Consider the following 10,538-nt stretch of genomic DNA (forward strand, 5'->3'; position numbering starts at 1 on the left):
TGCTTGTTTTCACCGAGCAATATGCCACAGGCTTTTTCCAGGAAGACCCGGAACTGTTCAAAATCCAAATTACCCGTAGACACTGATACCGCCTCTTAAATCGTAAGACCGCCAGGGAAAAGGCCCCTAGCTATGATCTGCTGCCTTGATCCGGTCGACTACCCGGGATGCCAGGTCATCAGGACGGAATTTGGCCAGGAAGTCATCGGCACCGACTTTCTTGACCATCGCCTGGTTGAATACACCCGACAACGAAGTATGCAGGATGATATGCAATTTTTGCATGCGCGGATCGTTGCGTATCTCGGCCGTGAGGGTGTAGCCGTCCATTTCCGGCATCTCGATGTCAGAGATCATCATCAAGAACTCTTCCTCCGGCTTCTTGCCTTCATCCACCAGCTTGCGCAGGTAATCCAGCGCCTGGCGACCATCGTTGAGCGCCACCACTTCGACGCCGACGGTTTGCAGGCAACGGGTCACCTGTTTACGCGCCACCGAGGAATCGTCCACCGTCAGTACGCGCAGCGAAATAGCCTTGTGCGCGGTTTCGGCGTCCACCACACCGACGGAAATCGATTCGGACGTGGGGGCGACTTCGGCGAGGATCTTCTCCACGTCGATGATTTCCACCAACTGGTTATCGACCCGCGTCACCGCCGTGAGGTAGTGATCGCGACCGGTGCCCTTGGGCGGCGGATGGATCTCCTCCCAGTTCATGTTGACGATGCGCTCCACCGAGCGCACCAGGAAACCCTGGGTCTTGGTGTTGTATTCGGTAATGATCACGAACGGGTTCTCGCGGTCCTGCAACCCAGCAGAACCGGTGGCCAGGGCCAAATCAAGAATTGGAATCGTCGCGCCACGGATGTTAGCGACGCCACAGACCACAGGGCTGGACTTGGGCATGATGGTCAACTTGGGGCACTGCAGCACTTCCCGCACCTTGAACACATTGATGCCATACAGCTGCTTGCCATCCAGGCGAAAAAGCAACAACTCCAGGCGATTCTGCCCTACCAGCTGTGTGCGCTGGTTTACTGAATCCATTACTCCTGCCATGCCTTGACTCCTACGCTAAAACCTTTGGGGGTGCGATGCGCACCCAACACTAAACGGCACGAGCTTTGCTATTTATTGGTTTATGGATATTAAAACGACAGTTTCCCGACGCCCTGGTGCCCGACGATTGCGCAGATTGCTCTGCGCCGCGATGGCATTGCTTGCTGTTAGCCTGGGCACCACGGCCCGTGCCGATAACGTCACATTGCCTGATCTACTTATCGGCGTCACTCAAGGCTTTCTTGAGTTCACTGTAGAAGATTATCTGGCAACCACTCAGACGCCGGGGCGTTATGAAATCCAAGTCAACCAGTTGGACCCGCGTTTACGCATGCCAATGTGCGACAAGGAATTGACAGCCACGCTGGAAAGCCCCGCCCAACCCATCGGCCGCGTGACGGTGAAGGTGCGTTGCGACGGCGCCTCGCCCTGGACAGTGTTCGTGCCGGCACAGGTCAAACTGTTCCGCGATGTGGTGGTGGTTGCCCGGCCAATGAAACGCACCGGCATCATTGGTTTCGAAGATGTGGTACTGCGCGAACGCGACATCAGCATGATCAGCCAGGGCTACCTGACCTCCCTCGACCAAGCGGTCGGACAGAAATTAACCCGACCAGTGGTAACAGACCAAGTCATCACCCTGGTGCATCTTGAACAGGCAGAGGTGATTCGCAAGGGCGATCAGGTGGTGATTTCCGCCAGCAGTGGCGGGCTGAACGTAAAAATGCCGGGGGAGGCACTGTCCAACGGTGGCATGAGTGAGCAGATACGGGTCAAGAACCTCAACTCCAACCGCGTCATCAAGGCGCGAGTGACGGCCCCCGGGCAAGTCGAGGTTGCTTTATAGAGTGCTGGCAGAGGACGCTGGGTTTTTCTACACTGTGCACGAGATATTCCGTGCGCAGATTTATTGTCATTCGCGCCTAAAGTTCGTCCGGGTATTGCCGAAAACATGGCAAGCGTCCAAATACCCAGAGGTTTTTTGATCATGGTCATCGATTTCAGCCGTTTAAATAACACCCCGACAACGTCAGGCACTACGCGTACCACCGGTACCAAGGAAAACGTAGAAGCCAAGGCCCAGCCACTGCCCGCCAAGGCAGAACAGGCCGCCGTCAGCCAAAGCGGGGAATCCGTACACCTGAGCAATGAGGCTCAACAGTTGCAGAAGGTCACTGACTCGCTGCGCGATCAACCGGTGGTCAATAAAGCCCGTGTGGCCGAATTGAAACAGGCAATCGCCGATGGCAGCTATAAAGTCGACAGCAACCGTGTAGCCAGCAAGCTGCTTAATTTCGAAGCCGAGCGCTAGGCAAAGGCCTGCGCCGGGCTTTTGGACGCTTAAAACCCAAGGCCAGCCATGCATCACGACGAAAATCTGCTTCAACTGATCATTGATGATCTAGCGCCGACGCAGCAGCTGCTCGAGCTACTCAGGGAAGAATCCCTGGCCCTCTACGGCCGCGACATGCCGCTGCTGGAAGAAATTCTGGCGCGCAAGCAATCGCTGATTGTCCTGCTGGAACAGCATGGCAAAAAACGCAGCCAGATCCTCGTCAGCCTTGGCCTGCCCGCAGACCATGACGGCCTGGCGCAGCTGGCCAGCCACTCTTCGGTCGGCGATCAATTACTGGCCCAGAGCAAAGAACTCAATCAATTGCTCGCCCAGTGCCAGGAAGCCAACCTGCTCAACGGTCAGTCGATCCAGCTTCAGCAAGCTACGACCGCCAACCAGTTGCGTATACTTCACGGCGGAGAGCCTCCAGCGCTTTACAACGCTCAAGGTTCCACCTCGCGCCTGGTCAAGCCAAGCACTCGCAGTCAAGCCTGACGCCGGTTTACAGCGCGGCTATCCAAGACGCGCCACATACTGGCAGAATGCCTGCTCTTGCGTGTAGTCGTATTTTGTCTGGAGATGGAAGAACCGTGTTCAACGCCCTTAATGCGGAAGATGCTCCGCAGCCACCCAAGGTCCTCACCACCCCTCTGGAAATCGCCAGCACCTTGCGGATGCTGCAAGAAAGCCATGACCCGCTGATCATCACCTTCCACGAACGCAGCCAGCGCTTCCAGAGCTACCTGGTCGACGTCAACCGCGACGGCGGCTCCCTGGCCCTGGATGAAATGATCCCCCGCGATGGCGAACGCCACCTCGAAAATGGCGAACCCTTCCGCATTGAAGGCTTCCACGACGGTGTGCGCATTGCGTGGGAAAGCAACGGCAGCCTGAGCATCAGCGAAAAGGACGGCCACCGCATCTACACCGGCAGCCTGCCCGCCGAAGTGGTTTACCATCAGCGCCGCAATGCGTTCCGCGCCGCCTTGAAGCTGGCGCAACTGGTCAACATCGAACTGGGTGGAGAGAAGCTCAAGGCCCCGGTCAACGGCAAGCTGCTGGATATTTCCGCCACGGGCTGCAAATTGCGCTTTGAGGGAGATATCTCCGAGCGCCTGCAACTGGGCCAGGTGTATGACCGTTTCATCGCCGCCCTGCCCTTTGGCAGCATGACAACCTCAGTCGAACTGCGTTACCTGCACTTCGAAGAGAAGATCAACACCACCTTCGCCGGCGTGCGCTTCCACAATATGAGTGGCTTGGTGCAGCGCCAGGTCGAGCGCTTTGTTTACCAACTGCAACGCGAAGCACGGCGTTTCGACAAAGACGATGACTTTTAAACCTTAAAAGATCGCTGTAAAAAAAACGGGCAGATCCTGATGGACCTGCCCGTTTTACGTTCAGGGGCGCGCCCTGCTCAAGTCGTGAGGGTGTTCGTCAGGCCCTGCAGGCTCAGGCGGCCCTTCAAAGAGCGGCTCATCCGCCTGCGGATCGGGATCCGTCTCCGGCTCAGGTTCCGGGGCAGCGGTTTGCATTTGCTCCTGCACCACCTGCTCATCGACACGCGGATCCAGGGCGGCCACCAGCGGTGAACTGGACATACTGTCGGGCATCGCCACGTGATGCAGCGGCGCGTCTTCCACCTGATGCAAATTGGTGACGGCTTTCGGCCGGATACGCCACACCAGGATCAACGCACACAGGCTGAAAAACGCATACAGCATGTGGCTGCCGAACATCTTCATCACCACACCGGCCAGCAACGGCCCAATGCTGGCGCCTACGCCGTACGTGACCAGCAGCATCGCCGTGAGGGATACCCGACGATCACCTTCCACATGGTCGTTGGAGAACGCCACTGCCAGCGGGTACAGGCAGAACTGCACCAGCGAACACAAGAAACCCGCCACAAACAGAACTTCCAGCGGCACCTTGGTCATTATGGCCAACGGCAACGCCGCCACCGCCAGGCACAGGGCAAAACAACGAATCAGCAGCGCGCGATCATAGCGGTCCGACAACCACCCCAGCGGCCACTGCACCAGCAGGCCGGCAAAAATGCAGCTACCCATGAACAGGCCCACCTGCTCGGTGGTCAAGCCTTGTTGAGAGGCATAGAGCGGCGCCAGACCGTAGAACGAGCCCACGATCAACCCCGCCCCCAGCACGGTGCTCAACGACTGCGGCACGCGCTTGATAAAGAAGCGCGGCTCCATCGGCGCCGGGTGCAGGGCCGCCGGGTGAATCCGCCGAGTCATGGCCACCGGCACCAGGCACAGGGCAAAACACAGGGCAACCAGCATCAACAGCTCAAGGCCGAGCTGAGGGTGCATGACCAAGATCAACTGGCCGAGTACCAGGCCCAGGTAAGACGCAATCATATAGCCGCTGAACACCACGCCGCGTTGCTTGGCGTCTGCCTGCTCGTTGAGCCAGCTTTCGATGACCATGTACTGGCACATCATGCCCAGGCCCACGATCATCCGCAGCACGATCCAGGCCGGTAGCCAATCGATCAGGCCGTGGCCCAGCACGGCCGCACCGACAATACCGGCACAGGTGGCATAGGCCCGGATATGCCCGACCCGGGCAATCAGGCGGTGCCCGATCTTGCCGCCCAGCACCAGGCCAAAATAGTTGGCGGCCATCAGCGCACCCACCCACAGGCTGTCGACATGGTCGGCCGCCAGGCGCAGGGCCAGGTAAGTACTGAGCAGGCCGGAGCCGATCAGCATCATCAAGGAGGCGAAATAAAGGGCTCGAAAAGATTTCCAGATTTGGCGCATCGGCGTTCCGAGCGGCTCCTTGCAGTGAGAGACAGGGCTATCGGCATGATAGTCCGGGGTGGCCGGGTCCGGACAGGCGGCAGGCGCTGTTTCCGGGGATTAATTTGCTTACAGACTCAGACGCTGTCCGGCCGCTTGCGGGATACACGGATTGCGATAAATACACCGTGCACGTGCTGTGAACCCGGGACTGCAGCAAGGTTCGACTGAATCGTTGGAAAACGCGCACAAAAAAGCCCTGCCAGAATATTCTGTGCAGGGCTTTGAACCTGGTGTCCCAGGGCCGGTTCGAACGGCCAACCTTCCCCTTAGGAGGGGGATGCTCTATCCAATTGAGCTACTGGGACAAATGACCGACGTCGAGCCAAAGACGCGGCGACGGACGGCGTGCATGTTAACGGCCGAGGTGGGTTTTGTCATGTCGTCCGTAGGCTTTTCGAGTGTAGGCCAACCCACACCCGAGTGATTGCGGCCAGCCCCCGCAAACACGGGCACTTGCTACCATCGTGCAAAATGCACTCCCCCAAAATGCCATCATTGCAAATTGCAACCTTTCCGGTATTTGAAGTAGACTCAAGCCATTGATTTTATTGGATTAATAGTTTGGCACGGCACCTGCAATACTTCTCCTACAAACCCAACAAGCCACGGCATTAAGCGGAGAACATAACCATGAACAGTGCCCTTCTGTTAGCCCTCAATACCGTCGCCTTGGCCGCGTTGGTCACGTTCCATTTCCAATCGACTGGCAGCAATGACCCGGCGCAGATCAGCCAGGCCGTGCCGCATCATCTTCAACAGCGCCCACAGTTGGCGGTGATGACACCGAACGCACAGTCGCCCGTCCGCCTGACCCAAGGCACCCAGGCGGCACCTGCATCTGAACACTGGGTTTTCTGAGGAGGCCACCGATGACCAAATTTGCCTGGCTGTTTCTGTGCCTGACCGCGTTCACCGGCATGCTTGGACTGGGCGCTGAGTCACAAGACGGCCAAACCACGGCGTTCATTGCCAGTGCCGTGTTTGCCAGCCTGCTGCTGCTCACCCTGATTGTGGGTCGTCGGATCAAATTCGACCCGGTCCTGCGCTGATCCCCCTCCCGCCTTACCTTATGTCGCCTCATCCTCGCTAATCGGCAAATTGCCACTAGTCTTAAACCTAAGGGCAAAAGGCCACTTTGCGATAGCATGTGCGACCTCAAACCCTGTGGTGGCCTGGACTTACGGGAAGTTCCCCTGCGCGATTGCGTATGCAAAAGTTTTCCAACCAGTCCGCAAAAATGCAAATGAGTGCTGGCATAAAGCCTCTAGGCAGTTCAATATTTGTCACAGAATTGACGCCAAGGAACTGGCAAATCTGAGGCATGATGCGGCCTCTTTGCAATTCAGGTTGAACTTTGGTCGTGAGCCTTGTCTTAACACTCATCTTGCGGCCAATTCCAAAAACCGCTCCCCTGAACTAACCGGTTAAATATATGCGCCCATTGAAACAGGCAATTTATTCCAGCCGTACGGCTGACAAGTTCGTCGTACGTCTGCCAGACGGAATGCGGGAACGCATTGCCGAGGTGGCTCGCAATCATCACCGCAGCATGAACTCCGAGATCATCGCTCGCCTGGAACAAAGCCTCATTCAGGAAGGTGCGCTGGGCGACGAGTTGAGCATGCGCATGGACAGCCCTGAGCTGTCGCTGCACGAACGCGAACTGCTGCAGCGTTTTCGTCAGCTCTCCCACCGTCAGCAAAATGCTCTCGTCTCGCTTATCGCGCACGACGTTGAGGCGGCCGCAGAAGCCAATTGATTTGCAACTGAAAGCCGAAGCCAGCCATGTGCTGGCTTTTTTTTGCCTGGGATTTGGCGGGAATCCCTAGAAGCCGAGCTTCTTCAGCGAGCAAGCTTGCTTGCGCTGAAGCGCGAAGCACCTGCCAGGGATACGACTGCTGCGCAGCCGAGCGGGAGCAAGCTCCCTTGTCACAAAAAGCCAGCGCCCAGAGGGGAGCCGGCATGCGATGAACGATCAGAGCAGGAAGATCGTTGCCAGGCCCAGGAAGATGAAGAAGCCACCACTGTCGGTCATGGCCGTGATCATCACACTGGCCCCCATGGCAGGGTCACGCCCAAGGCGGGCGAGGGTCATGGGGATCAGCACCCCCATCAGCGCAGCGAGCAGCAGGTTGAGCGTCATGGCAGCGGTCATCACCACGCCAAGGGACCAACTGCCATATAGCAAGTAGGCGACCACGCCGATCACCCCACCCCACACCAGGCCGTTTATCAGACCCACCGCCAACTCTTTGCGCAGCAGGCGCGACGAGTTGGCGGTACTCACCTGATCGAGCGCCATCGCACGCACAATCATGGTAATGGTCTGGTTGCCGGAGTTACCGCCGATCCCGGCAACGATCGGCATCAATGCCGCCAGCGCCACCAGCTTCTCGATTGAACCCTCGAACAGCCCGATCACGCGCGACGCGATAAAGGCGGTAATCAGGTTGACCGCCAGCCAGGCCCAGCGGTTATGCAACGAACGCCAGACCGAGGCAAAAATATCTTCCTCTTCACGCAAACCGGCCATGTTGAGGACTTCGGTTTCACTTTCCTCACGAATCAGGTCGACGATTTCATCGATGGTCAAACGACCGATCAACTTGCCGTTCTTGTCGACCACCGGCGCCGAGATCAAGTCATAACGTTCGAACGCCTGGGCGGCATCGTAGGCATCTTCATCCGGGTGGAAACTGACCGTGTCACTGGCCATCAGATCCGCCACTCTTTTGTCCGGATCATTGACCAGCAGGCGCTTGATCGGCAGCACACCCTTGAGAATGCCTTCGTAATCAACCACGAACAATTTGTCGGTGTGGCCAGGCAATTCCTTGAGGCGGCGCAGGTAACGCAGGACTACTTCCAGGCTGACGTCTTCGCGGATGGTGACCATCTCGAAGTCCATCAGGGCACCGACCTGATCCTCATCGTAAGACAGCGCCGAACGCACACGCTCGCGCTGCTGAGTGTCCAGCGCTTCCATGAGTTCATGGACAACATCACGAGGCAGTTCAGGGGCCAGGTCAGCCAACTCGTCGGCGTCCATCTCCTTGGCTGCCGCCAGAAGCTCGTGATCGTCCATGTCGGCGATCAGGGTTTCACGAACCGAGTCGGATACTTCGAGCAGGATATCGCCGTCGCGGTCAGCCTTGACCAACTGCCAGAGGGTCAGTCGATCATCCAGCGGCAAGGCTTCGAGAATATAGGCGACGTCGGCGGAGTGCAGGTCGTCGAGCTTGCGCTGCAACTCGACGAGGTTTTGCCGGTGAACCAGGTTTTCGACCAGGTTGTTATTCGGGCCATCCTGGCGGTGCGTCAGGTCTTCGACCACGCGCTGGCGCTGCAGCAGCTCGATGACTTGAGCCAGACGATCCTGCAGGCTTTCTTGTGTTTTCTTTACTTCTACTTCGGTCATAGGCGAGCTCCACTCCCAGCAGCGGGGCACGCCGGAAGGATCAATCAGTCAATTCATGATTGGTAAAACGGGGTACTGAGTCACTACTGGGTAAGTCCATGGAGGTATTCCACAAGCCCCGGCGGGGCTGACGGGCGCAATGATACACCGCCCGGCCACTTTAAACGTTAAAAAACTGGAAAGAACAAGCGCTTGCGAGCCAAAGTTGAGTATTGGCTGCATCTATGAACTGCGACGTTGCAGCAAGAAAGGAAAACACAGGGGAGCAGGAGAAAAAGATGAAATCCTACACAAACCCCAGACGGCAAAAAGCCCGCACTTGGCGGGCTTTTTGTTTGTATGGTGCACTCGACAGGATTCGAACCTGTGACCGCTCGGTTCGTAGCCGAGTACTCTATCCAGCTGAGCTACGAGTGCAGATTGTGTTTTTAGACCAGATCACAACTGGTTGTAACCGAATCACCTGCATGACTGCAACTGACTCTTAAATGGTGCACTCGACAGGATTCGAACCTGTGACCGCTCGGTTCGTAGCCGAGTACTCTATCCAGCTGAGCTACGAGTGCATTTGTTGCCGCGCATTATAGGCCGTTCAATCTCTATGTAAAGCTATTTTTTCGAGTAATTTCAAGCACTTACCGAAAAAACCAGATTGCAACGTACTAAGTAAATAATGGCGGAGAACGGGGGATTCGAACCCCCGACACCCTTTTGAGGTGTACTCCCTTAGCAGGGGAGCGCCTTCGGCCACTCGGCCAGCTCTCCGCAACACGGGGCGTATATTAACCACGTTCATCCCCGTTTGCAAACATAAAAAACGATAAAAATTAAAGGCTTGGTTCTTCGTCCTTCTCTTTCTTGATCCGCAGGTAGATTTCCTCGCGGTGCACCGCTACCTCTTTCGGAGCGTTAACCCCGATACGTACTTGATTGCCTTTGACGCCGAGCACGGTCACGGTGATTTCGCCATCACCGATAATCAGGCTTTCTGCGCAACGACGAGTCAGAATCAGCATACCTTTCTCCTCACGCATTTCAGTTCAGGAACAACAGTCTGCAAAAAAAAGGCCTTCGACCTACAACCAAAAGGCCATAGCCCTACCGCCTAAGTATTGTCGAGCGCGCGCAAAAGAACATGCGCCCTACAAAAAAAGAAAGGCGCGGTAAACCGCGCCTTCCTGGCACTGCATCACTCGCCCTGTCGGGCCGGAGCGTCCAGCTCAAAAGCGGTGTGCAAAGCACGCACAGCCAGCTCCAGGTATTTCTCTTCGATCACCACCGAGACTTTGATTTCCGAGGTGGAAATCATCTGGATGTTGATGCTTTCCTTGGCCAGCGCCTCGAACATGCGACTGGCAACGCCTGCATGGGAACGCATGCCTACGCCCACGATCGACACTTTGGCAATCTTGGTATCGCCGACCACTTCACGGGCGCCGATTTCCTTCGCTGTGTTCTGCAGGATCCGCTCGGCCGCATCGTACTCGTTGCGGTGCACCGTGAAGGTGAAATCGGTGGTGTTATCGTGCGAAACGTTCTGCACGATCATGTCGACTTCGATGTTCGCGCCGCTGATAGGGCCCAGGATCTTGAAGGCCACGCCCGGGGTGTCTGGCACGCCACGGATAGTCAGCTTGGCTTCATCACGGTTGAAAGCGATACCGGAAATGATCGGCTGTTCCATGGATTCCTCTTCATCAATAGTAATGAGGGTGCCCGGACCCTCTTTGAAGCTGTGCAATACGCGCAGCGGAACGTTGTACTTGCCGGCGAACTCCACCGCGCGGATCTGCAACACCTTGGAACCGAGGCTGGCCATTTCCAGCATCTCTTCAAAGGTGATCTTGTCCAGGCGCTGGGCCACGGACACCACACGCGGGTCGGTGGTGTAGACGCC

Annotated in this window: 12 protein-coding genes and 4 tRNA genes; 7 read left to right on the forward strand and 9 right to left on the reverse strand. The window is 56.9% G+C overall.

Translation table 11 applies throughout. From position 1 onward, the window contains the following. Positions 1 to 126: 126 nt before the first annotated feature. Complete coding sequence (locus tag AC3ZU9_RS30565; RefSeq protein WP_015885458.1) at positions 127 to 1,059, reverse strand: chemotaxis protein CheV; 933 nt, start codon at positions 1,057 to 1,059, stop codon at positions 127 to 129. Positions 1,060 to 1,141: 82 nt separating this feature from the next. Between AC3ZU9_RS30565 and flgA the strand changes: the two genes are divergently transcribed. From flgA to AC3ZU9_RS30585, 4 genes are all read left to right on the forward strand, one after another. Continuing rightward, on the forward strand, positions 1,142 to 1,906 hold the full coding sequence (gene flgA, locus AC3ZU9_RS30570) for a flagellar basal body P-ring formation chaperone FlgA (RefSeq protein ID WP_046035644.1): 765 nt from the start codon (positions 1,142 to 1,144) through the stop codon (positions 1,904 to 1,906). Between the two features lie 141 nt (positions 1,907 to 2,047). Further along, positions 2,048 to 2,371, forward strand: a complete 324-nt coding sequence (gene flgM, locus AC3ZU9_RS30575) for a flagellar biosynthesis anti-sigma factor FlgM (RefSeq protein ID WP_015885460.1) — start codon at positions 2,048 to 2,050, stop codon at positions 2,369 to 2,371. 48 nt (positions 2,372 to 2,419) lie between these two features. Next, entirely contained in the window at positions 2,420 to 2,890 is a 471-nt protein-coding gene (locus AC3ZU9_RS30580; RefSeq protein ID WP_015885461.1) for a flagella synthesis protein FlgN, read from the forward strand. A gap of 95 nt (positions 2,891 to 2,985) precedes the next feature. Next, the gene (locus tag AC3ZU9_RS30585; protein ID WP_015885462.1) at positions 2,986 to 3,735 is read left to right on the forward strand and encodes a flagellar brake protein; all 750 of its coding nucleotides are present in this window, start codon (positions 2,986 to 2,988) and stop codon (positions 3,733 to 3,735) included. Between the two features lie 60 nt (positions 3,736 to 3,795). On the opposite strand, the gene AC3ZU9_RS30590 is transcribed toward AC3ZU9_RS30585, so the two are convergent. After that, positions 3,796 to 5,181, reverse strand: coding sequence for an MFS transporter (locus AC3ZU9_RS30590; protein WP_015885463.1), 1,386 nt, complete (start codon positions 5,179 to 5,181; stop codon positions 3,796 to 3,798). A 270-nt stretch (positions 5,182 to 5,451) separates the two neighbouring features. Then, a tRNA-Arg gene (locus AC3ZU9_RS30595) sits at positions 5,452 to 5,528 on the reverse strand. 325 nt (positions 5,529 to 5,853) lie between these two features. Here AC3ZU9_RS30595 and AC3ZU9_RS30600 point away from each other — a divergent pair. The 3 genes from AC3ZU9_RS30600 to AC3ZU9_RS30610 all read left to right on the forward strand — a co-directional run bounded on the left by AC3ZU9_RS30600 (position 5,854) and on the right by AC3ZU9_RS30610 (position 6,982). After that, complete coding sequence (locus AC3ZU9_RS30600) at positions 5,854 to 6,081, forward strand: hypothetical protein (protein WP_015885464.1); 228 nt, start codon at positions 5,854 to 5,856, stop codon at positions 6,079 to 6,081. Between the two features lie 11 nt (positions 6,082 to 6,092). Beyond that, positions 6,093 to 6,272, forward strand: a complete 180-nt coding sequence (locus AC3ZU9_RS30605; RefSeq protein ID WP_015885465.1) for a PA3371 family protein — start codon at positions 6,093 to 6,095, stop codon at positions 6,270 to 6,272. Positions 6,273 to 6,655: 383 nt separating this feature from the next. Beyond that, positions 6,656 to 6,982 (forward strand): Arc family DNA-binding protein, encoded by a 327-nt coding sequence (locus AC3ZU9_RS30610; protein ID WP_015885466.1) that lies wholly within the window; start codon positions 6,656 to 6,658, stop codon positions 6,980 to 6,982. 216 nt (positions 6,983 to 7,198) lie between these two features. Here the strand turns inward: AC3ZU9_RS30610 and mgtE are convergent, their stop codons facing one another. The 6 genes from mgtE to AC3ZU9_RS30640 form a co-directional block, all read right to left on the reverse strand. Continuing rightward, positions 7,199 to 8,641 carry a magnesium transporter gene (gene mgtE / locus AC3ZU9_RS30615; RefSeq protein ID WP_015885467.1) on the reverse strand — a complete coding sequence of 481 codons (1,443 nt, stop codon included), beginning with the start codon at positions 8,639 to 8,641 and terminating at the stop codon, positions 7,199 to 7,201. Positions 8,642 to 8,981: 340 nt separating this feature from the next. Further along, positions 8,982 to 9,058: transfer RNA gene (locus AC3ZU9_RS30620), tRNA-Arg, on the reverse strand. A 72-nt stretch (positions 9,059 to 9,130) separates the two neighbouring features. Beyond that, positions 9,131 to 9,207 (reverse strand) — tRNA-Arg (locus AC3ZU9_RS30625). 108 nt (positions 9,208 to 9,315) lie between these two features. Then, positions 9,316 to 9,406 (reverse strand) — tRNA-Ser (locus AC3ZU9_RS30630). 62 nt (positions 9,407 to 9,468) lie between these two features. Further along, complete coding sequence (gene csrA, locus AC3ZU9_RS30635) at positions 9,469 to 9,657, reverse strand: carbon storage regulator CsrA (RefSeq protein ID WP_003175645.1); 189 nt, start codon at positions 9,655 to 9,657, stop codon at positions 9,469 to 9,471. Positions 9,658 to 9,830: 173 nt separating this feature from the next. Then, positions 9,831 to 10,538, reverse strand: a 708-nt coding sequence (locus AC3ZU9_RS30640) for an aspartate kinase (protein ID WP_490091750.1), incomplete at its 5' end; no start/stop codon positions are given.

It is taken from the genome of Pseudomonas sp. A39, assembly GCF_058145955.1.

Excerpts from the sequence above, each read along its gene's own strand:
- flgM (WP_015885460.1), top strand. The coding sequence starts at position 2,048 with ATGGTCATCGATTTCAGCCGTTTAAATAACACCCCGACAACGTCAGGC.
- csrA (WP_003175645.1), bottom strand. The coding sequence starts at position 9,657 with ATGCTGATTCTGACTCGTCGTTGCGCAGAAAGCCTGATTATCGGTGAT.
- AC3ZU9_RS30600 (WP_015885464.1), top strand. The coding sequence starts at position 5,854 with ATGAACAGTGCCCTTCTGTTAGCCCTCAATACCGTCGCCTTGGCCGCG.
- AC3ZU9_RS30605 (WP_015885465.1), top strand. The coding sequence starts at position 6,093 with ATGACCAAATTTGCCTGGCTGTTTCTGTGCCTGACCGCGTTCACCGGC.
- flgA (WP_046035644.1), top strand. The coding sequence starts at position 1,142 with ATGGATATTAAAACGACAGTTTCCCGACGCCCTGGTGCCCGACGATTG.
- AC3ZU9_RS30565 (WP_015885458.1), bottom strand. The coding sequence starts at position 1,059 with ATGGCAGGAGTAATGGATTCAGTAAACCAGCGCACACAGCTGGTAGGG.
- AC3ZU9_RS30590 (WP_015885463.1), bottom strand. The coding sequence starts at position 5,181 with ATGCGCCAAATCTGGAAATCTTTTCGAGCCCTTTATTTCGCCTCCTTG.
- AC3ZU9_RS30580 (WP_015885461.1), top strand. The coding sequence starts at position 2,420 with ATGCATCACGACGAAAATCTGCTTCAACTGATCATTGATGATCTAGCG.
- AC3ZU9_RS30610 (WP_015885466.1), top strand. The coding sequence starts at position 6,656 with ATGCGCCCATTGAAACAGGCAATTTATTCCAGCCGTACGGCTGACAAG.
- mgtE (WP_015885467.1), bottom strand. The coding sequence starts at position 8,641 with ATGACCGAAGTAGAAGTAAAGAAAACACAAGAAAGCCTGCAGGATCGT.